The sequence below is a fragment of the Stenotrophomonas sp. GD03930 genome, assembly GCF_029839665.1.
GTDB lineage: Bacteria > Pseudomonadota > Gammaproteobacteria > Xanthomonadales > Xanthomonadaceae > Stenotrophomonas > Stenotrophomonas forensis.
In genome coordinates this window covers 641962-666688 of record NZ_JAOCAV010000001.1, presented here as the reverse complement: position 1 = coordinate 666688, position 24727 = coordinate 641962, and the positions used below count along the sequence as shown (strand labels likewise).

The 24727-nt window shown below is 67.4% G+C and carries 25 protein-coding genes; 17 read left to right on the top strand and 8 right to left on the bottom strand.

Translation table 11 applies throughout. The annotated features are described in order from the left end of the window. Positions 1-86 precede the first annotated feature (86 nt). On the top strand, positions 87-1199 hold the full coding sequence (locus N5C18_RS03105) for a PLP-dependent cysteine synthase family protein (protein ID WP_053509700.1): 1113 nt from the start codon (positions 87-89) through the stop codon (positions 1197-1199). A 69-nt stretch (positions 1200-1268) separates the two neighbouring features. On the opposite strand, the gene N5C18_RS03100 is transcribed toward N5C18_RS03105, so the two are convergent. Further along, positions 1269-1673 carry a hypothetical protein gene (locus tag N5C18_RS03100; RefSeq protein ID WP_006471153.1) on the bottom strand — a complete coding sequence of 135 codons (405 nt, stop codon included), beginning with the start codon at positions 1671-1673 and terminating at the stop codon, positions 1269-1271. A 170-nt stretch (positions 1674-1843) separates the two neighbouring features. Here N5C18_RS03100 and N5C18_RS03095 point away from each other — a divergent pair, with 170 nt between their 5' ends. After that, positions 1844-3874 carry a M3 family metallopeptidase gene (locus tag N5C18_RS03095; protein ID WP_279943813.1) on the top strand — a complete coding sequence of 677 codons (2031 nt, stop codon included), beginning with the start codon at positions 1844-1846 and terminating at the stop codon, positions 3872-3874. A gap of 103 nt (positions 3875-3977) precedes the next feature. On the opposite strand, the gene N5C18_RS03090 is transcribed toward N5C18_RS03095, so the two are convergent. From N5C18_RS03090 to N5C18_RS03080, 3 genes are all read right to left on the bottom strand, one after another. Beyond that, positions 3978-4781: an SDR family oxidoreductase gene (locus tag N5C18_RS03090; RefSeq protein ID WP_279943812.1), complete on the bottom strand. Its 804-nt coding sequence runs from the start codon at positions 4779-4781 to the stop codon at positions 3978-3980. Continuing rightward, complete coding sequence (locus N5C18_RS03085; RefSeq protein WP_032129027.1) at positions 4778-5344, bottom strand: DUF1415 domain-containing protein; 567 nt, start codon at positions 5342-5344, stop codon at positions 4778-4780. The genes N5C18_RS03090 and N5C18_RS03085 overlap by 4 nt, the downstream gene beginning before the upstream one ends. Before the next feature lie 101 nt (positions 5345-5445). Next, positions 5446-5928, bottom strand: a complete 483-nt coding sequence (locus N5C18_RS03080) for a YajQ family cyclic di-GMP-binding protein (protein ID WP_006471121.1) — start codon at positions 5926-5928, stop codon at positions 5446-5448. 213 nt (positions 5929-6141) lie between these two features. On the opposite strand from N5C18_RS03080, the gene N5C18_RS03075 reads away from it, so the two are divergent. From N5C18_RS03075 to N5C18_RS03065, 3 genes are all read left to right on the top strand, one after another. Continuing rightward, positions 6142-7038, top strand: coding sequence for a DMT family transporter (locus N5C18_RS03075; RefSeq protein ID WP_006471120.1), 897 nt, complete (start codon positions 6142-6144; stop codon positions 7036-7038). Between the two features lie 216 nt (positions 7039-7254). After that, positions 7255-8262: a methionine ABC transporter ATP-binding protein gene (locus N5C18_RS03070; RefSeq protein WP_164241414.1), complete on the top strand. Its 1008-nt coding sequence runs from the start codon at positions 7255-7257 to the stop codon at positions 8260-8262. Next, positions 8259-8948 carry a methionine ABC transporter permease gene (locus N5C18_RS03065; protein ID WP_006471118.1) on the top strand — a complete coding sequence of 230 codons (690 nt, stop codon included), beginning with the start codon at positions 8259-8261 and terminating at the stop codon, positions 8946-8948. Before N5C18_RS03070 ends, N5C18_RS03065 begins: the two co-directional genes overlap by 4 nt. A gap of 162 nt (positions 8949-9110) precedes the next feature. Here the strand turns inward: N5C18_RS03065 and N5C18_RS03060 are convergent, their stop codons facing one another. Continuing rightward, on the bottom strand, positions 9111-9707 hold the full coding sequence (locus N5C18_RS03060) for a lipocalin family protein (protein WP_053510915.1): 597 nt from the start codon (positions 9705-9707) through the stop codon (positions 9111-9113). 127 nt (positions 9708-9834) lie between these two features. Here N5C18_RS03060 and N5C18_RS03055 point away from each other — a divergent pair, with 127 nt between their 5' ends. Then, positions 9835-10161: a hypothetical protein gene (locus N5C18_RS03055; RefSeq protein WP_053450844.1), complete on the top strand. Its 327-nt coding sequence runs from the start codon at positions 9835-9837 to the stop codon at positions 10159-10161. Between the two features lie 69 nt (positions 10162-10230). Beyond that, positions 10231-12327, top strand: a complete 2097-nt coding sequence (locus N5C18_RS03050; RefSeq protein WP_279943810.1) for a prolyl oligopeptidase family serine peptidase — start codon at positions 10231-10233, stop codon at positions 12325-12327. A 117-nt stretch (positions 12328-12444) separates the two neighbouring features. Here N5C18_RS03050 and N5C18_RS03045 read toward each other — a convergent pair whose 3' ends face one another. After that, the gene (locus N5C18_RS03045) at positions 12445-13638 is read right to left on the bottom strand and encodes a pyridoxal phosphate-dependent aminotransferase (protein ID WP_279943809.1); all 1194 of its coding nucleotides are present in this window, start codon (positions 13636-13638) and stop codon (positions 12445-12447) included. A 183-nt stretch (positions 13639-13821) separates the two neighbouring features. Between N5C18_RS03045 and N5C18_RS03040 the strand changes: the two genes are divergently transcribed. The 9 genes from N5C18_RS03040 to hslU all read left to right on the top strand — a co-directional run bounded on the left by N5C18_RS03040 (position 13822) and on the right by hslU (position 21558). Then, positions 13822-15933: a S9 family peptidase gene (locus N5C18_RS03040; protein ID WP_279943808.1), complete on the top strand. Its 2112-nt coding sequence runs from the start codon at positions 13822-13824 to the stop codon at positions 15931-15933. Between the two features lie 53 nt (positions 15934-15986). After that, positions 15987-16412, top strand: a complete 426-nt coding sequence (locus tag N5C18_RS03035; protein ID WP_279943807.1) for a YbaN family protein — start codon at positions 15987-15989, stop codon at positions 16410-16412. Between the two features lie 69 nt (positions 16413-16481). Continuing rightward, entirely contained in the window at positions 16482-16754 is a 273-nt protein-coding gene (locus N5C18_RS03030) for a lipoprotein (RefSeq protein WP_053510908.1), read from the top strand. Next, the gene (dapF, locus tag N5C18_RS03025; protein WP_279943805.1) at positions 16747-17598 is read left to right on the top strand and encodes a diaminopimelate epimerase; all 852 of its coding nucleotides are present in this window, start codon (positions 16747-16749) and stop codon (positions 17596-17598) included. Before N5C18_RS03030 ends, dapF begins: the two co-directional genes overlap by 8 nt. Beyond that, a complete protein-coding gene (locus tag N5C18_RS03020; protein ID WP_279943804.1) occupies positions 17595-18269 on the top strand; it encodes a DUF484 family protein in 675 nt (224 codons plus the stop codon). The genes dapF and N5C18_RS03020 overlap by 4 nt, the downstream gene beginning before the upstream one ends. A gap of 16 nt (positions 18270-18285) precedes the next feature. Then, positions 18286-19176 (top strand): tyrosine recombinase XerC, encoded by an 891-nt coding sequence (xerC, locus tag N5C18_RS03015; protein WP_279943803.1) that lies wholly within the window; start codon positions 18286-18288, stop codon positions 19174-19176. 79 nt (positions 19177-19255) lie between these two features. Beyond that, positions 19256-19411 (top strand): DUF3079 domain-containing protein, encoded by a 156-nt coding sequence (locus N5C18_RS03010; protein WP_279943802.1) that lies wholly within the window; start codon positions 19256-19258, stop codon positions 19409-19411. Positions 19412-19530: 119 nt separating this feature from the next. Further along, positions 19531-20082 carry an ATP-dependent protease subunit HslV gene (hslV, locus tag N5C18_RS03005; protein WP_005411093.1) on the top strand — a complete coding sequence of 184 codons (552 nt, stop codon included), beginning with the start codon at positions 19531-19533 and terminating at the stop codon, positions 20080-20082. A gap of 102 nt (positions 20083-20184) precedes the next feature. Beyond that, entirely contained in the window at positions 20185-21558 is a 1374-nt protein-coding gene (gene hslU / locus N5C18_RS03000) for an ATP-dependent protease ATPase subunit HslU (RefSeq protein ID WP_006471086.1), read from the top strand. A gap of 63 nt (positions 21559-21621) precedes the next feature. Here hslU and N5C18_RS02995 read toward each other — a convergent pair whose 3' ends face one another. Continuing rightward, a complete protein-coding gene (locus N5C18_RS02995; protein WP_279943801.1) occupies positions 21622-22608 on the bottom strand; it encodes a Gfo/Idh/MocA family oxidoreductase in 987 nt (328 codons plus the stop codon). Positions 22609-22669: 61 nt separating this feature from the next. Then, on the bottom strand, positions 22670-23329 hold the full coding sequence (gene smeT / locus N5C18_RS02990; protein ID WP_053510904.1) for an efflux transporter SmeDEF transcriptional repressor SmeT: 660 nt from the start codon (positions 23327-23329) through the stop codon (positions 22670-22672). Between the two features lie 210 nt (positions 23330-23539). Here smeT and smeD point away from each other — a divergent pair, with 210 nt between their 5' ends. Then, on the top strand, positions 23540-24724 hold the full coding sequence (gene smeD / locus N5C18_RS02985) for a multidrug efflux RND transporter periplasmic adaptor subunit SmeD (protein WP_053510902.1): 1185 nt from the start codon (positions 23540-23542) through the stop codon (positions 24722-24724). Positions 24725-24727 lie beyond the last annotated feature (3 nt).

Below are 24727 nucleotides of genomic sequence, written 5' to 3'. Positions count from 1 at the left end.
TCCCCATTCTAGCGAGCAGCACCTGACCGCACCGCGACGTACAATGACCGGATCGCACCGTTCAGTCCTGACACCGATGGCCCGCCATGTCGCAGCGTGAATGGGTGGCTGCCGCCATCCGCAAGATCGAAGCCGATTTCAACCGTTCCGCCGATACCCACCTGATCCCGCTGGCGCTGCCCGGGTTCGAGGGCATCGAGCTGTACCTGAAGGATGAATCGAGCCATCCCACCGGAAGCCTCAAGCACCGGTTGGCCCGTTCGCTGTTCCTGTATGCGCTGGCCAATGGCTGGCTGCGCGAGGGCCGGCCGGTGATCGAGGCCTCCAGCGGCTCGACCGCGGTGTCCGAAGCCTATTTCGCGCGCCTGCTCGGACTGCCGTTCATCGCGGTGATTCCGGCCACCACCTCGCCGGAGAAGATTGCGGCGATCGAATTCCATGGCGGCCGTTGCCACCTGGTCGAGCGTGCCTGCGACCTCAACTGTGATTCGGAAAAGCTGGCCCGCGAAACCGGTGGCCACTTCATGGACCAGTTCACCTACGCCGAGCGCGCCACCGACTGGCGTGCCAACAACAACATTGCCGAATCCATCTTCAAGCAGATGGCCGAGGAACCCAGCCCGATCCCGGAGTGGATCGTGTGCAGCCCCGGTACCGGTGGCACCGCAGCGACGCTAGGCCGCTATGTCAGCTATCGCCGGCATGACACCCGCATCCTGTGCGCGGACCCGGAAGTGTCGGTGTTCTTCGATGGCTACAAGGCTGCCGTGGCCGGTGAGCCGGACTGGCGAGGCCTGACCTGCAGCGGTGGTTCGCGCGTGGAAGGCATTGGCCGGCCGCGGGTGGAGCCGAGCTTCATCCCGACCAGTGTCGATGCGATGGTGAAGGTGCCCGACGCGCTGAGCCTGGCCGCGATGCGCCATGTCAGCCGCCAGCTCGGCCGCCGCGTCGGTGGTTCCACCGGCACCAACTTCATCGGCGTACTGCAGGCCGCGCAGTGGATGCGCGAGGCCGGTCACCACGGCAGCATCGTCAGCATCCTGTGCGACAGCGGCGAGCGTTACGCGCAAAGCTATTACGACCCGGCGTGGTACGTGCGGCAGGGCATTGATGTCGAGCGCGCCGATGCGCAGCTGGCGGCAGCGGTGGCCGGGCAGGGCTTGCCGGAACTGCCGTGGAGCAGCCTGGAAGCGCTGTAGCGTCCTTGTAGAGTCGAGCCATGCTCGACTCCGGTAAAGAGCCGTCGAGCATGGCTCGACGCTACATATTCAGTACCCCGCCGCGGTGAACGCATCCAGCACCGCATCACGCAAGGCATCGGGCAGCGCCTCGATGTCCATCGCGCGATCATCCAGGTGCAGGCTGGGGTCCAGCGTGCTGGCGCGGCCCTGGGCCAGGGCCTGCAGCCACAGCAGCACGCAGATCACGAACTCGCGTTCATGGCCCAGCTGCAGCTGGCTGGCGCCGCGCTCGATCACCTCGAACGGGTACCACTCCTGGGCGTCATTGAACGTGCCGCCCTGCTGCAGCACCGCCTGCAGCTGCTGCAGGTGGCGCGGGGCGTCGTCGCCAGCATCGCACAGCGCGGCGATCCAGGTCAGTTCGGCCGGGCTGGCAGACAACGCCAGTGACCGCGCCGCTGGGGCGGATGCAACTGCAGCCAGACCTTCCATGTAGGGCCTCGTTCGGTACGTACCGCTGCGGACTCCCCCGCAGCCAAAGCTTCGAACCGCGACCGTAAGGCCGACGTGAATGCCAGGCGTCACCCCCTTGTCAGCCACGCCCGCCAGCGCCATATGTACCAGGCTGCCCGCCTGCCGGGCCCGTTCCCTGGAGATCTGCCGTGACCGCTGCCAACCCCCTGCTCGATTTTTCCGGCCTGCCGCGCTTCGAGGCGATCCGCCCCGAGCACGTGGCGCCGGCGCTGGATGTGCTGCTGGCCGAGGCCGAAGCGGCCGTCAGCGCCGCCGAGCAGGTGCAGCCGGTGCGCTGGGAGAGCTTCGTCGCCCCGCTGGACGATGCCACCGAGCGCCTGTGGCGCGCCTGGGGCCTGGTCGGCCACCTGCAGGGCGTGGTCAACACCCCGGAACTGCGTGAGGCGTACAACAGCAACCTGCCGCGGGTGACCCGCTTCGCCAGCGCGCTGGGCCAGAACCTGGCGCTGTACCGCCAGTACCAGGCGCTGGCCGCCAGCCCGGAGGCCGCAGGTTTCGACGAGGCCCGGCGCAAGGTGCTGGACAACACCCTGCGTGATTTCCGCCTGGGTGGTGCCGAGCTGGCGCCCGAGGCGCAGCAGCGCTTTGCTGCGATCAAGGAAGAGCTGTCGGCGCTGTCGGCGAAGTTCTCGCAGAATGTGCTCGACGCCACCGATGCGTGGTCGCTGATCATCGAGGATGAAGCGCGCCTGGCCGGCCTGCCGGAGGACGTGAAGGCCGCCGCGCACGCTGCGGCGGAAAAGGACGGAAAGCAGGGCTGGAAGCTGACCCTGCAGATGCCGTGCTACCTGCCGGTGCAGACCTGGGCCGAAGACCGTGACCTGCGCGAGATCCTGTACCGGGCCAGTGCGCAGCGCGCGTCCGAATTCGGCGACGACGCGCTGGACAACAGCGGCAACATCGACCGCATCCTGGCCCTGCGTACGGAGCTGGCCGCGCTGCTCGGCTTCGGTTCGTATGGCGATTATTCGGTGGCGACCAAGATGGCGCAGGACCCGGCCGAAGTGCTGGGTTTCCTGCGTGACCTGGCCGCGCGTGCCAAGCCGTTCGCGGCCAAGGATCGCGCCGAGCTGGAGCAGTTCGCGCGAGAACAGCTGGGCATCGACAGCCTGCAGGCCTGGGACCTGGCGTTCGCCGCCGATCGCCTGAAGCAGGCGCGCTACAGCTATTCCGAGCAGGACGTGAAGCAGTACTTCACCGAACCGAAGGTACTGGGCGGCCTGTTCTCGGTGATCGAGCAGCTGTATGGCCTGCGCGTGCAGGAAGACAGCGCGCCGGTGTGGCATGAGGATGTGCGCTTCTTCCGCCTGGTCGATGCGCAGGGCGCGCTGGTCGGCCAGTTCTACCTGGACCTGTATGCGCGCGAGGGCAAGCGTGGCGGTGCGTGGATGGATGATTGCCGCAACCGCCGCGAGCGCGCCGATGGCAGCGTGCAGACGCCGCTGGTCTATCTGGTATGCAACTTCGGCCGTGGTGCCAACGGCAAGCCGGCCACCTTCAGCCACAACGAAGTGACCACGCTGTTCCATGAGATGGGCCACGGACTGCACCAGCTGCTGACCCGCATCGGTGAACTGGGCGTGGCCGGCATCAATGGCGTGGAGTGGGATGCGGTGGAACTGCCGAGCCAGTTCATGGAGAACTTCTGCTGGGAATGGGACCACCTGCAGGGCATGACCGCGCACGTCGATAGCGGCGAACCGCTGCCGCGCGCGCTGTACGAGCGCATGCTGGCCGCCCGCAATTTCCACAGCGGCATGGCCACCGTGCGCCAGCTGGAATTCGGCCTGTTCGACATGCTGCTGCACAGCCAGTTCGAGCCGGCGCAGGACAGCGTTCTCGCGCTGCTCGATCGCGTGCGTGCGGACGTGGCGGTGAACCATCCGCCGGTCTGGAACCGCTTCCCGCACCAGTTCAGCCACATTTTCGCCGGTGGCTACGCGGCGGGTTACTACAGCTACAAGTGGGCCGAGGTGCTCAGCGCCGATGCCTACGCCGCGTTCGAGGAAGCACCGCAGGCACTGGCTGAAACCGGTGCGCGCTTCCGCGATGAAATCCTGTCGCGCGGCGGCAGCCGTCCGGCTGCGGAGAACTTCAAGGCCTTCCGTGGCCGCGCGCCGCAGATCGACGCGCTGCTGCGCCATTCGGGCATGGCGTAAACCGTTGTGGTGGGTGCCAACCTTGGTTGGCACGTTACCGCTATCCACGCATGGCGTGGATCTACCGGAATGCCGGCCAGCGGCCGGCACTACCGGAGGCCGGTCATTCGGCGTAGATCATCTTCCGGGTCATGCCGCCGTCGGCGATGAAGTCCTGGCCGGTGGTGAAGCTGGACAGCGACGACAGCAGGTACACCGCCAGCGCGCCGATGTCCTCGGGGCGGCCGACACGGCCGACCGGGTGCTGGGCGTGATCGGTGGCCGAGTAGTCGGGTTGGTGGCGCCGCGAGGGCGCCTGCCAGGCCGAGGTGCCGATCCAGCCGGGGCTGATGCTGTTGACCCGCACCGCCGGGCCGCTGCTGATCGCCAGCGCGTGGGTGAAGGCGACCAGCCCGCCCTTGGCCGCCGCATAGGCCTCGCTGTGCGCTTCGGACTGCCAGGCGCGGGTCGAGGCGATGTTGATGATCGCGCCCTCAGTGCGGGTCGAGAGTGCCGGCATCGCGTGCTTGCTGCACAGGAAGGCACCGTGCAGTGACGACAGGCGGCGCTGCCATTCCTCCCACGCCATGTCCTGCAGCAATGTGCCATGCGGGCCGGCGATGCCGGCGTTGTTGACCAGTCCGTCGATACGGCCGAACCGCTGCAGGGCCACCGCGACGAAGTCGCGCACGCTGGCTTCGTCGGTGATGTCCAGGCGCTGGAACGCGGCATCATCACCGCGCTGCCATTCGTCCAGGCAGGCCTGGCCCGCTTCCACGTCCAGATCGCCGATCAGCACGCGTCCGCCGGCGCCGAGCACGGCCTGGGCGATGCCACGGCCGATGCCGTTGGCGCCGCCGGTGACCAGCACCGCCTTGCCCGACAGCGGCGCGGCCGGCCATGCGGCAATCGGCGGCACCATGCTCACGTCAGGTCTTCGCCGCGCAGGCGGCGATGCCAGCCGTCCACGCCGATGCGGTCCAGGGTCTGGATGTTGCGCTCGACGATCACGTCCGGGTCCGGATAGACATCCACCGCGCGCGCCACGCTATCTTCGCGCAGCAGGTGCAGGGTGGGGAAGGGCGCCCGGTTGGTGTAGTTGCTGGCGTCGTCCGCGGCCACGCCGTCGAACTGATAGTCCGGGTGGAAGCTGGCCACCTGCAGGATGCCCTGCAGGTCCAGCGCCTCGATCGCGGCGTCGGCGTTGTCGAGGAAGTCGTTGTAGTCGAGGAAATCGGTCAGCACCTGCGGGTGCACGATCAGCGTGGTGTCGATCTGCTCGGCCGGGGTGTCGCGCAGCAGCACCAGCTCTTCGGCCAGTTGTTCGACCAGCGCCTCGGGCGTAGTCGCATCGCTCAGCACGATGCGGACCTGGTCCTTCACGTACACCGCCTTGGCGAACGGGCACAGGTTCAGGCCGATCACGATGCGCTCCAGCCACAGGCGGGTGGCGGCGATCGGGTCATCGGTGGGCAGGTGGGAATCGGTCATGGCGGGCACGTCGGCTGGCGGGGCCGCCATTGTAGGCGCGTCGCCGGCAACGCGCCGTCGTACCTGCCGGTGGCAGCGCCGGGTCACGCCCGGCGCAGGCCTCAGTCGCGGAAGTTGTTGAACTGCAGCGGCAGCTCGAACTTGCCGGCCTTGAGCACGGCAATGGCGTCCTGCAGGTCGTCGCGCTTCTTGCCCTGCACGCGCAGCTTGTCGCCGTTGATCTGGCTTTCCACCTTCAGCTTGGCGTCCTTCAGTGCAGCGGCGATCTTCTTGGCGATCTTCTGCTCGATGCCCTGCTTGACGGTGATCTTCTGCCGGGCCTGGGCCAGGTTGGTCTCGATGTCGCCGAATTCCAGGCTGAGCACGTCGATGCCGCGCGCGGCCAGGCGGGCGCGCAGGATGTCGTTCATCTGCTTGAGCTGGAACTCGGTCGGCGCGGTCTGGTTGATGACATCGCCATCGCGTTCGAACTTCGCGTCCACGCCCTTGAAGTCGAAGCGGGTGGCCAGCTCGCGGTTGGCCTGGTCGATGGCGTTGGTCAGTTCGTGGGTGTCGACTTCGGACACGACGTCGAAGGAAGGCATGGGCGCAGCTCCGCAGGATTCAGTGAGGGCCATTCTATCGTGCCGGCCTGCCAGCTTTTTGTAGAGTCGAGCTTGCTCGACTGCTTTGTGAAGAGCAGTCGAGCAAGCTCGACTCTACAGAAGGGCGGCAGTCGAGCAAGCTCGACTCTACAGAAGGGCGGCAGCCGGGCATGGCTCGGCTCTACAATCCGGCGCGGTCGGCGATAATGGGCCATGAACGTGCAACGCTCCCCCTCGCGCGCGGTGGCCTGGATGGTCGCGGCAGTCGCCTGTTTCTCGCTGATGGACGCTGGCATGAAGCAGCTGTCGGCCAGCTATCCGACCCTGGAAGTGACCTTCCTGCGCGGCGCGGCCTCATTGCCATTCGTGCTGGTCTGGGTGCTGGTCAGCGCCGGCCCGCGGTCGCTGGTACCGCGACGCTGGGGCCTGCACCTGCTGCGTGGCGCGCTGGGCATGGCGATGATCGGCTGCTTCGTGTTCGCCCTGCGCGACCTGCCGCTGTCCACCGCCTACACCATCTATTTCGTCGCCCCGCTGCTGATCGCCGCACTGTCGGTGCCGCTGCTGGGCGAACGGGTCGGGCCGCGGCGCTGGGTCGCCATCGGCATCGGCCTGGTCGGCGTGCTGGTGGTGCTGCGGCCGGGCGTGGACGGCTTCATTTCGGTGCCGGGGTTGATGGTGCTGGCCGCGGCCACCGCCTACGCCGTGGCGGCGATCACGGTCAGCCTGCTGACCCGCACCGACACCTCGCAGTCGATGGTGGTCTGGTTCCTGGTGATCATGGCCGTTGGCGCCGGCCTGCTGGCCCTGCCCGGCTGGGTGCCGCTGCAATTGGCGCACGCGCCGTTGATCGCCGGCATGGGCCTGGCCGGGGCGTTGGGCCAGATCGCCCTGACCAAGGCCTTCCAGCTGGGCGAAGCCTCGATGATCGCGCCGCTGGAGTACAGCGGGCTGGTCTGGGTGATCGGCTGGGATCTGGCCTTCTGGGGCCAGCTGCCGGACGGCTACACCTGGGTGGGCGCGGCGATTATTGTCGCTTCCGGCCTGTACCTGCTGCACCGTGAGCGGGTGAACCGGCAGGAGCCGCCAAAGCCGCTGGATCATCCCTGATCCCGGGGGGGGTAGTGCCGGCCGCTGGCCGGCAACTCCTCACGCTGGAGGGATCCGCTGCGGTTGCCGGCCAGCGGCCGGCACTACCGGGTGCGAGGCTTCACGGGCGGCTTAGAACCAAAAGGAATAACATTCCGGCTTATGGCGTGGGCGCGTGAGCGCCGGCGCTGGTAGGCTGCACGCCCCCTTCCGTCACCCAGCCGGTGAGCCACGCCCGTGATCGAGTTCCAGCGCCTGCACAAATCCTATGCCGTTGCCGGCCGCGAAGTCAGCGCGCTGCAACCGCTGGACCTGACCATCGAGGCCGGTGAGGTCTTCGGCATCATCGGCCATTCCGGCGCGGGCAAGTCGACCCTGATCCGCATGATCAACCGCCTGGAAGAACCCAGCGGCGGCCGCTTGCTGATCGGTGGCGAGGACGTCACCGCACTGGACGCGGACGGCCTGCGCGCGCTGCGCCGGCGCATCGGCATGATCTTCCAGCACTTCAACCTGCTGTCGTCGCGCACGGTGGCCGGCAACGTCGCCTTCCCGCTGGAACTGGCCGGCACGCCGAAGGCGGAGATCGACGCGCGCGTGGCCGAGCTGTTGCAGACCGTGGGCCTGGAGGCACATGCGCAGAAGTACCCGGCGCAGCTGTCCGGTGGCCAGAAGCAGCGCGTCGGCATTGCCCGCGCGCTGGCCACGCGCCCGCAGATCCTGCTGTGCGACGAAGCCACCAGTGCGCTCGATCCGCAGACCACCGCCTCGGTGCTGTCGCTGCTGTCGAAGATCAACCGCGAGCTGGGCCTGACCATCGTGCTGATCACCCACGAGATGGACGTGATCCGTCGCGTCTGCGATCGCGTTGCCGTGCTCGATGCCGGGCAGATGGTCGAGACCGGAGCGGTTACCCGGGTGTTCCTGCACCCGCAGCACCCGACCACGCGCCGATTCGTCAGTGAATCGGAGCATGTCGACGAAGGCGCGTTGCACCGTGATTTCGACGCCGTCGGTGGCCGCATCGTGCGCTTGACCTTCCTCGGCGGCGACACCTACGAGCCCTTGCTGGGCAGCGTCGCGCGCGAGACCGGCGTCGATTACAACATCCTGTCCGGCCGCATCGACCGGATCAAGGACACCCCGTATGGCCAGCTGGTGGTCGCCCTGGTGGGCGGTGACCAGTCCGCCGCGCAGGCCGCGTTCGTGGCCGCCGGCGTGCACGTTGAGGAACTGCGTCGATGATCATCGCCACTGCCGGCGGCTTCTTCCGCCACCTGGATGCGGGCAAGTGGGCCGATATCGGCCAGGCCACCCTTGATACCCTGCTGATGCTGCTCGGTTCGCTGCCGCTGACCCTGGCCATCGGCCTGCCGCTGGGCGTGCTGCTGTACCTGTTCGGTGCGCCGCAGATGAAGCGCCGGCCGCTGGCCTATGGGGTGCTGGCGCTGGTGGTGAACCTGTTGCGTTCGGTGCCCTTCATCATCCTGATGATCGTGCTGATCCCGGTCACCCTGTTCCTGATGGGCACCTCGCTGGGCGTGCGCGGCGCGATCGTGCCGCTGGTCATTGGTGCTGCGCCGTTCTATGCGCGCCTGGTCGAGACCGCGCTGCGCGAGGTTGACCGCGGCGTGATCGAAGCGACCCAGGCGATGGGCGCCACCACCTGGCAGCTGGTCACCCGCGTGCTGCTGCCGGAGGCGCGCCCTGGCCTGATCGCCGGTGCCACGGTCACCACCGTGGCCCTGATCGGTTTCACCGCGATGGGCGGTGCGATCGGTTCCGGTGGCCTGGGCGACCTGGCGTTCCGCGACGGCTACCAGCGTTCGCACACCGACGTGGCCCTGGTCACCGTGGTCCTGCTGCTGGTGCTGGTGCAGCTGCTGCAGATGCTCGGCGACCGCCTGGTCGCGCATTACAGCCGCAAGTAACGGGGCGCCGGGCGGCGCCCGGCATAGCTCGGGTAGTGCCGGCCGCTGGCCGGCAACCTCATGAATTTCTGAAGCGTCGTGCATTAGCCGGCCAGCGGCCGGCTCTACCTCATCGCCTGGAAACGGTAGTGCCGGCCGCTGGCCGGCAATGCCACGATCCGATCAGCGCGCGTTCGGTACTTCGTAGCCCAGCTTGCCGACCTGTTCCGGATGCTGCGGCACGCGCTTGAGCTTGTCGGTGTTCACGCCGTACTCGTCGCGCAGGCGCTCGGCCAGCTCCTTGTACAGGGCCTTGTCCATGTCCGGCTTGCGCGCGAAGATCCAGGCCATCTCGCGGCCCGGGTAACCGATCAGCGCCCAGGAATAGTCCGGGGCCACTTCCAGCACGCGCGAATGGGTCGGCACGACACGGTAGAACCAGGTACGCCAGCCGTGGTTGCCGCTGTCCGGATCGACACTGGCGCGTGCGCGTACCTCCTGCACCGGTTCACCGAAGCCGTCGCGGTAGCGGTAGGTGATGCCGACCTTGTGCGTATCGCGAAGCTCGTATTCGTTGACGCTGGCGACATGCCCGCGTTCGATGAAGTTCGGCACGCGGCCGATCACGTACCAGGTGCCCATGAAGCGCTTCAGGTCGATCGGCGCGTCCAGAGCGGCCGCGTCGGTGGCGCGGGGCGATGGCGGCTCGCTGGCGGCCATGGCGGGGCCCGCCAGCGACAGGGCCAGCAGCACGGCGCAGAACGGGCGGATCGAAATCATGCGGGAGCGGGCTCCAGTGGGCTTGCACGCGCATGGTCGACTGTGTGCACGCGATCCGTCAATGGTGTCGCAGTCCGTGAGAAGGCCCTTGCCCACGCTGTGTTGCATTGTCCACCGGAGAAGCCCCATGAACGTACGTACCGTCCGTCGCCCTGCAACTGAACGCGTCATCTTCGAGCGCGCCGATCCACGCCTGCTGCGCGGCGTGCAGCAGGTGGCGCTGGCCGGCGTGGCACTGGTGCTGGTCTGGCCGGCCGCACGCGGCAGCAGCGCCTGGCTGGGCTGGCTGCCGATGTGGCTGGTGGGCATGCCGCTGGTGGCGTGGTGGGCACTGCTGCGTTTCCCGCTGCCGCGCCTGTCATGGCTGCGGCTGGCACGTCGTACCGGTGGACAGGCGCGGCGCCGTCCGGCTTCGGCTGCGCGCGGTCGACGCCGCCCGGCGGCCACGGCCTGACCTTCGACACGGGGGCGACCGCGACATTCCGTGCTAGCGTTCCACGGCTTATGACTGCCTGGAGCTGCAATGTCACGACTCGCTTCCGCCTGCCTGCTGGCCGGCATGATGACCGCTGCCTCGGTGGGGACCGCCGTGGCCGCTGAAGACACCGATCGCTACGCCTGGCTGGAGGACGTCACCGGCGACAAGCCGCTGTCCTGGGTCAAGGAACAGAACGCCAAGTCCGAGGCGCGCCTGGCGCAGACCCCGGCCTTCAAGCAGATGGAGACCAGCATCCGCGAGGTGCTCGACTCCGATGCCAAGATCCCCGGCGTGCAGAAGATCGGCGACTACTACTACAACTTCTGGAAGGACCAGCAGCACGAGCGCGGCCTGTGGCGCCGCACCACCCTGGCCGAGTACCGCAAGGCCTCGCCGCAGTGGGAAACCGTGCTCGACCTGGACGCGCTGAACAAGGCCGAGGGCGAGAACTGGGTCTGGCACGGTGCCGACTGCCTGCGTCCGGATTACAGCCGCTGCCTGATCGCGCTGTCGCGCGGCGGCGCCGATGCCGATGTCACCCGCGAATTCGACCTGGCCAACAAGACCTGGATCAAGGACGGCTTCTTCCGCCCTGAATCCAAGGGCGGCCTGGGCTGGATCGACCGCGACTCGGTGTTCGTCTACACCGATTTCGGCGCCGGTTCGATGACCACCTCCGGCTACCCGCGCGTTGCCAAGCTGTGGAAGCGCGGCACGCCGCTGGCGTCGGCCAGCGTGGTCTACGAAGGCAAGCCGGAAGACATGTACATCGCGGCGATGCACGATGACACCCCGGGCTTCGAGCGCAACCTGGTCAGCCGCACGCTGGCGTTCTACAACAACGAGATCTACCTGCGTGGCGACGACGGCACGCTGACCAAGATCGACGCGCCGAACTCGGCCGAGAAGGGCCTGCACAAGCAGTGGCTGACCCTGGAGCTGCGCGATCCGTGGACCGTGGGTGGCAAGACCTATGCGTCCGGTTCGCTGCTGGCGACCCGGCTGGACGACTTCCTGGCCGGCAAGCGTGACTTCGAGGTGCTGTTCACCCCGACCGCGACCACCTCGCTGGCCAGTGCCACCTGGACCAAGAGCCACCTGGTGCTGAACGTGCTGGACGACGTCAAGAACCGCCTGTCGGTGCTGACTCCGGGCGCCGATGGCTGGCAGACCAGCCGCTTCGTTGGTGCGCCGGCCTTCGGCACGCTGGGCGTGTCCGCCGTGGACAGCAACGACAGTGACGCGGTGTGGCTGACCGCCACCGACTACCTGACCCCGACCACGCTGGCCCTGGCCGAGATCGGCCAGCCGCCGGAAACGTTGAAGACCATGCCGGCCTTCTTCGATGCCAAGGGCAAGGTGATCGAGCAGCACTTCGCCACCAGCAAGGACGGCACCCGCGTGCCGTACTTCGTGGTGCACGACAAGGCGATGAAGCTGGATGGCTCCAATCCGACCCTGCTGTACGGCTACGGTGGCTTCGAGATCTCGCTGACCCCGAGCTACTCCGGTGGCATGGGCCGCGCCTGGCTGGAGAAGGGCGGCGTATACGTGGTCGCCAACATCCGTGGCGGTGGCGAGTACGGCCCGCGCTGGCACCAGGCGGCGCTGAAGCAGAACCGCCACAAGGCCTATGAAGACATGGCCGCGGTGGCGCGTGACCTGGTCAAGCGCAAGATCACCACCGCCAGGCACCTGGGCGTGCAGGGCGGCAGCAACGGCGGCCTGCTGACCGGCAACATGCTGACCCAGTACCCGGAACTGTTCGGTGCGGTGGTGGTGCAGGTGCCGCTGCTGGACATGAAGCGCTACAGCCACCTGTTGGCCGGTGCTTCGTGGATGGCCGAGTACGGCAACCCGGACACCAGCGACTGGGAGTTCATCAAGACCTTCTCGCCGTACCACCTGTTCGACGCGAAGAAGAACTACCCGCCGGTGCTGTTCACCACCTCCACCCGCGATGACCGCGTGCACCCGGGCCATGCCCGCAAGATGGCGGCGAAGATGATCGACGCCGGCAAGGACGTGACCTACTACGAGAACATCGAAGGCGGTCACGGCGGCGCAGCCAACAACGCGCAGGCCGCGCATATGTCGGCGCTGGCCTACAGCTTCCTGTGGGAGCGGTTGGGCGGTAAGTGATGAAATGAAAAACGCCGCCCCAGGGCGGCGTTTTTCTTTACCGGTAGTGCCGGCCGCTGGCCGGCAAACCGCGGATGTATGGGTGATGCCGTTGCCGGCCAGCGGCCGGCACTACCGTCAACGTGATCCTTGCCAACGCTTCAACCCGCGCGCAATCCGCGCCACCGCTTCCTGCAATCGTGGCACTTCCTGCGTGTACGCCAGGCGCACGTGCTGGTTGGCGCGATGGAAGCCGAAATCCAGGCCCGGGGTGAACGCCACGTGCTCGGTTTCCAGGAAGTGGGCACAGAACGCCTGCGCGTCGTCGGTGAACGCGCTGACATCGGCATACAGGTAGAACGCGCCCTGCGGCTCGACTTCGATGCGGAAGCCCAGTTCGCGCAACGCGGGCAGCAGGAAGTCACGGCGCTGGCGGAAGGCTTCGCGGCGCTGCTCGAAGATCGCCATCGATGCTTCGCTGAAGCAGGCCAGCGCTGCATGCTGGGCAATGCTCGACGCGCTGATGTACAGGTTCTGGGCGAGCTTCTCCAGATCGGGTACCGCTGCCGGCGGCGCCACCAGCCACCCGAGTCGCCAGCCGGTCATGCCGAAGTACTTGGAGAAGCTGTTCAGCACGAACGCGCTGTCGTCCACCTGCAGCACGCTGGGCGCGTCCAGGCCGTAGGTCAGGCCGTGGTAGATCTCGTCCACCACCAGGTGGCCACCGCGCGCGTGCAGGCTCTGCGACAGTGCCGCCAGTTCATCAGCGGACAGCACGGTGCCGGTCGGATTGGCCGGTGAGGCGACCAGCGCGCCGACGCTGTCGGCATTCCAGTGCTGTTCCACCAGCGAAGGGGTCAGTTGATAGGCGGTATCCGGCCCGACCGGCACCAGCTGTGCGCCACCTTCGACCAGGCGCAGGAAATGGCGGTTGCAGGGATAGCCCGGGTCGGCCAGCAGCCAGTGGCGGCCGGGATCGACCAGCAGGTTGCTGGCCAGCAGCAGCGCGCCGGAACCACCCGGGGTGACCAGGATGCGTTCGGGGTCGATATCCAGCGCGTAGTGGCTGCGATAGAAGCCGCTGATCGCCTGGCGCAGGGCCGGCAGGCCGCGTGCGGCGGTGTAGCGGGTATGGCCGGCCGCCAACGCGGCCTGCCCGGCGCGCACTACGGGTTCGGCGGTGGTGAAGTCCGGTTCGCCGATCTCCAGATGGATCACATCATGGCCGGCCTGTTCCAGCGCCTGCGCGCGGGCCAGCAGGGACATCACGTGGAACGGGGCGATTTCATGGCTGCGCCGGCTGTAGCCCGGCGTGTGGGGCAGGGTACTCATGCGCCCATGGTACGCCGCGCGCCGGGGTCGCGCGCTCTGGTAGTGCCGGCCGCTGGCCGGCTGAGGCTGCCGGCCAGCGGCCGGCACTACCCGTGACGATCCGCAGGGTTGCCCACCGTCCTCCCGCAACCCAGACTCAGGCACAAGGACGCCATTGCATTGCCCCTCAAGGAGCCCTATCTCATGAAATCCACCCTCTGCCTGTTGCTTGCCAGCCTGATGACCACCACCGCTACTGCTGCCACTCCGCCCGTTCCGCCGGATGCCGCCAAGCATCCGCACGTGGTCAAGGCGCCGTTCGGCGCGACCCGCAACGACGACTACTACTGGCTGCGCGACGACAAGCGCGAGAACAAGGACATGCTGGCCTACCTGCAGGCCGAGAATGCCTACGCCGACCAGCTGCTGGCACCGCTGAAGCCGCTGGAAGACACCCTGTACAAGGAGATCGTCGGCCGCATCAAGCAGGACGATTCCAGCGTGCCGGCGCGCGAGCGCGGCTACTGGTACTACAGCCGCTTCGAGACCGGCCAGGACTACCCGATCCACGCGCGCCGCAAGGGCAGCATGGAGGCGGCCGAGGAAGTCCTGCTGGACGTCAACGCGATGGCGGCCGGCAAGGGCTACTTCAGCGTCGGTTCGATGGAAGTGAGCCAGGACAACCAGCTGCTGGCCTGGGCCGACGATGACGTCGGCCGTCGCCAGTACACGATCCGCTTCAAGGACCTGGCCACCGGCAAGGTGCTGCCCGATGTGATCACCGGCAGCTCCGGCGACCTGGTCTGGGCCGACGACAACCGCACCGTGCTGTACGTCGAGAACGATCCGGAAACCCTGCTGACCGTGCGCGTCAAGAAGCACGTGCTGGGCACCCCGGCCAGCGCCGACAGCGTTGTCTACGAAGAGAAGGACGACAGCTTCTATATGGGCATCGGCCGCACCCGCGACGATCGCTTCATCACCATCGGCGTGCACAGCACCGTGTCCTCGGAAGAGCGCTATGCGCCGGCCAGCGACCCGACCACCTTCACCGTGCTGGCGCCGCGCCAGCGTGACGTCGAGTACGACGCCGATCACTACGACGGCCGCTGGGTGATCCGCACCAACGATGGCGCGAAGAACTTCAAGCTGGTCACCGCGCCGACCGACGCCACCTCGCGCGCGCAGTGGAAGGATTGGATCGCGCATGACGATGCGGTGTTCATCGAAGGCTTCGAGCTGTTCGACAGCTATACCGCCATCGCCGAACGTTCCGAAGGCCTGGAGCGCATCCGCCTGCTGTTCAAGGACGGCCGCAGCGATTACGTGAAGGCCGACGAGCCGGCGTATTCGATGGGCCTGGGCGACAACACCGAGGCCGATACGCCGTGGCTGCGCTACGTCTACACCTCGATGACCACCCCGACCACCGTGTTCGAGCTGAATACCGCTACCGGCGAGCGCCGCCAGCTGAAGGTGCAGCCGGTGATCGGCTATGACGCCTCGAAATACGAAACCGACCGCGTCTGGATCACCGCGCGCGATGGCGTGAAGGTGCCGGTGTCGCTGGTCTACCGCAAGGGCTACCAGAAGGACGGCAAGGGCGCGTTGTTCCAGTACGCCTATGGCAGCTACGGCATGTCGATGGACCCGTACTTCAACCAGACCGCGGTGAGCCTGCTCGACCGTGGCGTGGTGTATGCCATCGCCCACATCCGCGGCGGCCAGGAGATGGGCCGCGACTGGTACGAGAACGGCAAGCTGCTGCACAAGCAGAACACCTTCAACGATTTCATCGACGTCACCCGGGGCCTGGTGGCGCAGGGCTGGGCGGCGAAGGATCGCGTCGCCGCCTCCGGTGGCAGTGCCGGTGGCCTGCTGATGGGTGCGGTGGCCAACCAGGCGCCGCAGGATTACCGGGTGATGGTGGCGCAGGTGCCGTTCGTCGACGTGGTCACCACCATGCTCGACCCGACCATCCCGCTGACCACCAACGAGTACGACGAGTGGGGCAACCCGGAGCAGAAGCCGTTCTACGACTACATGCTGTCCTACTCGCCCTACGACAACGTCAAGCGGCAAGCCTACCCGGCGCTGTTCGTCGGTACCGGCCTGTGGGATTCGCAGGTGCAGTACTGGGAACCGGCCAAGTGGGTGGCCAAGCTGCGTGACGACAACACCGGCCAGTACCCGATCCTGTTCCGCACCAACATGGAAGCCGGCCACGGTGGCAAGTCGGGGCGCTTCCAGCGCTACCGCGAGCTGTCCGAGTCGTATGCGTTCGTGCTGCAGCAGCTGGGCATCGTCCAGCCGTGATCGCAACGGGATGCCGGGCGTTGCCTGGCACCCTGAACCGGTATCCTTCGGCCATGAGCGCGCCTGATCCTTCCGCCCCCGGCGACGTCACCACGCCACCGCGCGTGGTGCGTTTCCGCTGGGCGTGGTGGCTGCTGGCGTACGTCAGCCTGGCTACCGGCATCGTCGGCATCTTCGTGCCGGGGCTGCCGACCACCGTATTCATCCTGATCTCGGCCTGGGCCGCATCGCGCGGTTCCGAACGCCTGCACACGTGGCTGATTCAGCATCCGCGCTTCGGCCCGGCCATCGCCAACTGGCAGGCGCATGGTGCGGTCAGCCGCTACGGCAAGTGGATGGCCACGATCACCATGGCGGTGTGTGCCGCCATCATGCTGTGGTGCGTGCCGATCGCCTGGGTGAAGTGGTTCTCGATCGGCAGCATGACCGTGGTGGCGATCTGGCTGTGGACGCGGCCGTTGCCGCCACCGGAGCGGTAGTGCCGGCCGCTGGCCGGCAACCCGATCCCCTGCACCTACCGCTCAGCCGCCAATGGCTATACTCGGGGCATGAAGATCCCCCATCGAAACGTCATCCTGATTCCGCTGGCAGCGGCCTCGCTGCTGTTCCTTGCCGCCTGCGGCAACAAGGGCCCGCTGGTACTGCCGCAGAAGCCGGTGCCGGTGGAAGAAGCCGTCGAGCCGGCTGCCGAACCGGCCACCGAGGCGACTCCGGCGCAGACCCAGGGCAGCGAAACTCCGGCCACGACCGCGGACCCGGCCGCACCGACCACCCCGCCGGCGTCCGCGCCCGCGAAGAAGGCGGGCGGCGGGAATGGGTAAGGCCGGTTCCAGCGCCCTGCGCTTCAGCAAGATGCATGGCGCGGGCAATGATTTCGTAGTGATCGACCTGCGTGACGGCACCGCGCCGCCCACGCCCGAGCTGGCCGCGCGCCTGGCGGATCGCCATACCGGCGTGGGCTGTGATCAGATCCTGACCATCGAAGCGCCGCGTGCGGACGGTTCGGTGGCCTCGTACCGGATCTGGAATGCCGACGGTTCCAACTCCGAGCAGTGCGGCAACGGCGCGCGCTGCATTGCCGCGTGGCTGGTGCGCGAGGGCAGTGCGCAGGGCGATGCGTTCGTCATCGACAGCCCGCTGGCCAGCCATGAAGTGAAGGTGCTGGGCGATGGCCAGTTCGCGGTGACCATGGGCGTGCCGGCATTCGAACCGACCAACGTGCCGTTGATGGGCTTCGCCCACGCCCGTGAGGAATACCTGCTGCCGCTGCAGGGCGAGAGCGTGCGGTTTGCCGCGGTGTCGATGGGCAACCCGCATGCGGTGATCGAAGTGGGCCTGATCGATGCCGCACCGGTCGAGCGCGTCGGTTCGCTGCTGCAGCAGCATGCGTCGTTCCCGCGTTCGGTGAACGTGGGCTTTGCCCAGGTGATGGGTCCGGCGCACGCACGCCTGCGCGTGTTCGAGCGCGGCGTCGGCGAAACCCTGGCCTGCGGCAGTGGCGCCTGCGCCGCTGCGGTGACCCTGATGCAGCGTGGCCGCCTGCAGCACGATGCCCGCATCAGCCTGCCTGGGGGCGACCTGCGCATCCAGTGGCCGGGCGACGGCCAGCCGGTGGTGATGGCGGGCCCGACCGCATTCGTCTTCGAAGGGGAGTGGATCGCATGACCGAAACCGTCGACAAGCTCGGGGCCCATGAAGTTGCCGCCTGGTTGCGGCGGCATCCGGGCTTCCTCAAGCAGTTCCCGGACCTGGCCCTGACCCTGGTGGTGCCGCGTGACGACGGCCCGACCGCGTCGCTGGCCAGCTATCAGCTGGAAGTGCTGCGCGAGAAGAACCGCGAGCTGGCACGACGGTTGGCCGACCTGGGCGCGACCGCGCAGATCAATGAACGCCTGGCGGTGCGCACGCACCAGCTGACCCTGGCGCTGATGAAGCAGGACAACGCCGCAGACACCCTGCGCGCGATGGCCGCTTCATTGCAGGAAGACTTCGCCGGCGATCTGGTGCGGCTGGTGGTGCATACGCCGGTGGCCGGGCTGGAGCAGGCCGACTGGCTGCAGGTGATCGCCGCCGATGATCCGCAGCTGGGTCCGTTCCGCGATTGCCTGAAGGACGGCGAGCCGATCTGCGGCCGCCTGCAGCCGGAAAAGAATGCTGTGCTGTATGGCGTGCGCAGCGAGGAAGTGCAGACCACCGCACTGCTGCCGCTGCCCGGTGTGGGCCTGATCGCGGTCGGCAGCCATGACCCGAACCGCTTCTACCCGGGCATGGGCACGCTATTCCTGCGCATGATGGGCGACGCCCTGGCCACTGGCCTGAAGCGCTTCGCCGGGTGAGCAGGACACGTCGACGATGAGCGCGGTACAGGCCTTCCTGCAGCACCTGCAGGTGGAGCGGCGGATGTCGGCGCACACGCTCGACGCCTACCGCCGCGACCTGGACGCGCTGTCGGCATGGGCCGAGCACCGTGGCATGACCGTGGAAGCGCTCGATGCCGAAACGCTGCGCCAGTTCGTCGCCGATGAGCATCGTCGTGGGCTGTCGGCCAAGAGCCTGCAGCGCCGCTTGTCTGCCTGCCGCAGTTTCTACGCCTGGCTGCTCAAGCACGGCCGCATCGAGGTCAGCCCGGCGGCGACGCTGAAAGCGCCGCGTGCACCGCGGCGGTTGCCGCAGGTGCTCGATGCCGACGAAGCGGTGCAGCTGGTCGAACTGGAACCGGAAGGTGAACTCGGCCGCCGCGACCGCGCGCTGCTGGAACTGTTCTATTCCTCGGGCCTGCGCCTGAGCGAAGTGTGTGCGCTGACCTGGCGCGACCTGGATTTCGACAGCGGCCTGGTCAACGTGCTGGGCAAGGGCAACCGCCAGCGCCGGGTGCCGTTCGGCCGCCCCGCACGCGAAGCGCTGCTGGCCTGGCGCGCGGAAAGCGGAGGCGGCCCGGCCTCGCCGGTGTTTCCCGGCCGCAACGGGCCGATCAGCCAACGCGCGGTGCAGATCCGCATCCGCCAGCTGGCCCAGCGCCAGGGCCTGTTCAAGCACGTGCATCCGCACATGCTGAGGCACAGTTTCGCCAGCCACATCCTGGAATCATCCGGTGACCTGCGTGGCGTGCAGGAACTGCTCGGCCACGCCGACATCGCCACCACGCAGATCTACACCCACCTCGATTTCCAGCACCTGGCCAAGGTCTACGACGCCGCGCATCCGCGCGCCAAGCGCCGCAGCAAGAGCGACAAGGCTGAATAGCCCCCCCCCTTGATCTGGATCAGGGCAGGTCTGATGCAAACGGCGCATCGTGGCCGCAGGCCACGAGGACACCGCCGCCATGGCGAAGCCGATTCCCCTGCATCCCAAACACCCCGAGCGTATCTGCTGGGGCTGCGACCGCTACTGCGCGGCCGACGCGCTGGCCTGCGGCAATGGCTCCGGCCGCACCCAGCATCCGATCGAGACGCAGGGTGAAGACTGGTACCTCGCCTAGGGGATCGAGCCCAATCCGGAGCGGCCTTCGCAAGCAAAGCGCTGAACGGCAGCCATCCGCGCAGGCTTGATCGCACCCAGCGCTGTCCCCATGTCCCGTGAACAGCTATCGGAGGCCGCATGGACCCCAGTCAGAACCCCAACGTTTTCCACGCCACCACCATCGTCTGCGTCCGTCGCGGCGAGCACGTGGCCATTGCCGGCGACGGCCAGGTCACGCTGGGCCACACCGTGATGAAGGGCAATGCGCGCAAGGTGCGCCGCCTGGGCCGCGACGGCCAGGTGCTGGCCGGCTTCGCCGGTGCCGCCGCCGATGCCTTCACCCTGTTCGAGCTGTTCGAGGCCAAGCTGGAAAAGCACGGCCAGCTGCAGCGCGCGGCGGTCGAGCTGGCCAAGGATTGGCGCACCGAGCGCCGCCTGGGCAAGCTGGAGGCCCTGCTGGCGGTGGCCGACAAGGAAACCTCGCTGATCATCAGCGGCACCGGCGATGTGATCGAGCCGGAGGACGGCATCATCGCCATCGGTTCCGGTGGCTCCTATGCACTGTCGGCTGCCCGCGCGCTGATGGCGCACACCGAACTGGATGCGCGCACGATTGCCAGCGAAGCGATCGGCATCGCCGGCGACATCTGCATCTACACCAACCGCAACGTGGTGGTCGAGGAACTCTGAGGTCGTGCCGGCCGCTGGCCGGCACCCTCATGATCCCCCACGCGCGTGCCTGGTTGCCGGCCAGCGGCCGGCACGACCGACAACGAATCCGTGAGCACATCCATGTCGAAGATCGAAGTTTCCTCCGCCACCATGACCCCGCGCGAGATCGTGCAGGAACTGGACCGGCACATCGTCGGCCAGCACGACGCCAAGCGCGCGGTGGCCATCGCCCTGCGCAACCGCTGGCGCCGCATGCAGCTGGTGCCCGAGCTGCGCAATGAAGTGATGCCGAAGAACATCCTGATGATCGGCCCGACCGGCGTCGGCAAGACCGAGATCGCGCGCCGCCTGGCCACGCTGGCCAACGCGCCGTTCGTCAAGGTCGAAGCGACCCGCTTCACCGAAGTGGGCTACGTCGGCAAGGACGTCGAGCAGATCATCCGTGACCTGGCCGATACCGCAGTGAAGCTGTACCGCGAACAGGCCAAGGTGCGCGTGCGTACGCAGGCCGAAGAACGCGCCGAAGACCGCATCCTCGATGCATTGTTGCCGCGCCGCAGTGGCGGCATCGGTTTCGATCCGGAAGTGGCCCGCAACGAGCCGTCGGCGCAGGACAACGAGACCCGCATCAAGTTCCGCAAGATGCTGCGCAATGGCGAACTGGACGAACGCGAGATCGAACTCGACCTGGCCGCCAATGTCAGCATGGACATCATGACCCCGCCGGGCATGGAGGAAATGGGCCAGCAGCTGAAGTCGATGTTCGCCAACCTCGGTGGCGGCGCCAAGGCGCACAAGCGCACGCTGACCATCAAGGCCGCGCGCCCGCTGCTGATCGAGGAAGAAGCCGGCAAGCTGGTCAACGAGGACGACATCCGCACCGCGGCGATCGAAGCCTGCGAACAGCACGGCATCGTCTTCATCGACGAGATCGACAAGGTCGCCAAGCGTGGCGATAACGTGGGCGGCGGCGATGTGTCGCGCGAAGGCGTGCAGCGTGACCTGCTGCCGCTGGTGGAAGGCTCCAACGTGTCCACCAAGTACGGCACGATCAAGACCGACCACATCCTGTTCATCGCGTCGGGCGCGTTCCACCTGGCCAAGCCCAGCGATCTGATTCCGGAGCTGCAGGGCCGATTCCCGATCCGCGTGGAGCTGGGCGCGCTGAGCAAGAACGATTTCGTGCGCATCCTGACCGAGCCGAAGGCCGCGCTGACCAAGCAGTACGAAGCGCTGCTGGCCACCGAGGGCGTCAAGGTCAGCTTCACCGCCGATGCCATCGAGCGCCTGGCCGAGATCGCCTTCCAGGTGAACGAACGGCAGGAAAACATCGGCGCTCGTCGCCTGCATACCGTGCTGGAGCGCCTGCTGGATTCGCTCAGCTACGAGGCACCGGATCGCGACGGCGAGACGCTGGCCATCGACAGTGCCTACGTCGATGCGCATCTGGGCGAGCTGGTGCAGGACCCGGACCTGAGCCGCTACATCCTGTAATGCACAAGGCCGCCGAAAGGCGGCCTTTTTCTTGCGCGAAGGGCATCCACGCATGACGTGGATTCACTGTCTGGCGCGGTAGGCCCGCAGTACCTGGTCGATCACCGCGTTGGTGCGGGCGGCGCTGAGGCCGGTCGAGGGCGAGCGTCCGTGGCCGCGTAGTTCGTCGACGAGATGGGCGATCAACGGCTGCTGGATCGAAGGCTGGTTCGGGATCTCGAACGCCTGCATGCCCGCGTCGGTTTCCAGCAGCACCGGGGCGTCCTCGAAGGTGGCAAAACGCAGCTGCCCACGGTCGCCGGTGATTTCGATTTCATCCTGGCGCCGGAACGCACAGAAGCTCCACTGCGCGATGCCGTGCGCACCGGTTCCGGTGCGGAAGCACATCGAGACGCTGTCCTCGGCCGCATACGCGCCTGCCTGCGAACTGGCCAGGCCGCTGACATCGCTCAGCGGTCCCAGCAGATGGTCGAGCAGGTCCAGGGTGTGCGAGCCGAGATCGACGAACAGGCCGCCGCCGGAGATCGCGGGGTTGGTCCGCCAGAAGTCCGGCGATGTGGCATGCGCCGAGTGTGGCCGGTGCAGGGTCGCGCGCACGCTGCGCGGCGTACCGATCGCGCCGCTGTCCAGCAGTTGCTTGACCTTCGCGAAGCGGGGCAGGGCGCGTCGGTAATAAGCAACGAACACCGGTACGCCACTGCGTGCGCTGGCCTCCAGAATGCGCACGCACTCGCCATGGTCCATGGCCATGGGCTTTTCGATATAGACCGGCTTGCCCGCCGCAATGGCCTGCAACGCGTACTGCATGTGGGTGGAGGGCGGCGTGGCGACGTAGATCGCGTTCACCTCCGGATCGGCGACGAGCGCATCGGCATCGGCATACCAGCGGGGAATCGCATGGCGCCGTGCGTAATCCTCGGCCAGTGCCGCATTGCGCCGCATCACGGCAGCCACCCGTGAACCGGGCGTGCCGGCCAGCGCAGGGCCACTCTTCTTTTCGGTGACGCTGCCGCAACCGATGAAGCCCCATACCACGTTGTCCAGGATCATCGCTGCGTTTCCGGGGAGAAGCAGGGAGGGTGCAGGGCCGCGGCGCCAGGCGCAACCCGGTTCACGCCTCCGGCAACGGCTCGGGCACCGTTCCGGGCACGAATATGCCGTCCTTCACGTAGGCGGCCAGGGTCATGTCCAGCGCGAGCATGCCGTCGCGCTTGAGGTCCATCAGTTCCGGTTCGACCATCGCCCCATGCAGCACGCCCAGCACCGTGGCGTGCAGCATGCGCGCGGCGATCTTCGGGTCGGCGCCGTCGCGCAGCTGGCCCAGGTCCCCGGCGCGACGCAACGCCCGTTCCATGCGGTCCAGCGCATCGCGGAAACCGGCCTGCTGCATTTCGGTCAGCACCCTGGTATCGGCCGAGGCATCGCTGCGCAGCATGATCTCCATGGTCTTGCGCAGGCGCTCGTCCTCGGACAGCTCGATGAACGAGTGGATCATCACCGCGCGCAGGTCTTCCACCGGGGTATCGCGCTGGTCGGTGGAGGTGCGTTCCAGTTCCTGCATGAAGGGCAGGTGCACGCGCTCGACGATCGCGGTCAGCACCTCGCTCTTGTTCTTGAAGTGCCAGTACACCGCGCCACGGGTGTAGCCGGCGCGCGCGCCGATCATCTCCAGCGTGGTACGGGCCACGCCGTGTTCATGGAAGCAGGCTTCGGCGGCGTCAAGGATGCCTTCCCGGGTTGCCTGGGTGTCCTCTTTGGTCTTGCGGGCCATGGGTGTGGGTACGAGTGCGGGTGAAACGTGGCTGAATTGTACCGGTTTACAAACAAACACGCATGTATGTATATTTCGCACCCATCATTCCCGCCGTGTGCGTGGCAGGCCCGTTCTGGCTACCACTCACCGCCGGCATGCGTTGTCTGCTGGCGCTTCTGGCCCGTATCAGCGTTTTTTGAGATTCCTTCCCCTAAGAGCCTTTCCGTCATGTTGCTGAGCCGAATCCGACCCTTCGCGCTGTCGCTGGCCATCGCCGCGACCGTGGCTGCCTGTGGCGGCCAACCCCAGGCCCCCGAACAGGGCCCGGGCGACGTCACCGTGGTCACGCTGAAGTCCGAGACCGTGGGCCTGACCCGCGAACTGCCTGGCCGCACCAATGCCTTCCTGGTGGCCGAAGTGCGCCCGCAGGTCAACGGCATCGTTGCCAAGCGCCTGTTCACCGAGGGCGGCATGGTCAAGGCCGGCGAGCCGCTGTACCAGCTCGATGACGCCAGCTACCGCGCCCAGGCCAACAACGCCCGCGCCCAGCTGGCCCGCGCCGAAGCCACCGCCAACGCCGCCCGCCTGAGCGCCAAGCGCATCACCGAGCTGGCCAAGGTCGACGCGGTCAGCCAGCAGGACCTGGAAAACGCCGTGGCCGCGCAGAAGCAGGCCGAGGCCGATGTCGGTGCCGCCAGGGCCTCGCTGGACGCGGCCAACGTCACCCTCGGCTATGCCCGCATCACCGCGCCGATCAGCGGCCGCATAGGCAAGTCCAGCGTCACCCAGGGTGCGCTGGTCAGCGCCGGCCAGGCCAACGCGCTGGCCACCGTGCAGCAGCTGGACCCGATCTACGTCGACCTGACCCAGTCCTCGGCCGAGCTGCTGCAGCTGCGTCGCGAACTGGCCGCCGGCCGCCTGCAGGACAACCAGACCCTGCCGGTCAGCATCCTGATGGAAGACGGCAGCACTTTCGAGCACAAGGGCACGCTGGAGTTTTCCGAAGTCAGCGTCGATCCGGCCACCGGCAGCTTCGGCCTGCGCGTGAAGGTGGACAACCCCGACGGCCTGCTGATGCCGGGCATGTACGTGCGTGCGGTGATCGGCGGCGGCGTGCGCAGCGATGCGGTGCTGGTGCCGATGCAGGGCATCGCCCGTGATCCGAAGGGCGACACCACGGCGATGGTGGTCGACAAGGACAACAAGGTCGAAGTGCGCCCGGTCAAGGTCAGCCGCACGGTCGGCGACAAGTGGCTGGTCGACGACGGCCTGAAGGCCGGCGACAAGGTCATTGTCGAAGGCCTGCAGAAGATCGGCCCCGGCATGCCGGTCAAGGCCACCGAAAAGGGCGCTGCACCGGCCAAGCCGGCGGCAGCCGCCCAGCCTGCCGCCCCGGCCGGCGACGCGAAGTAAGCG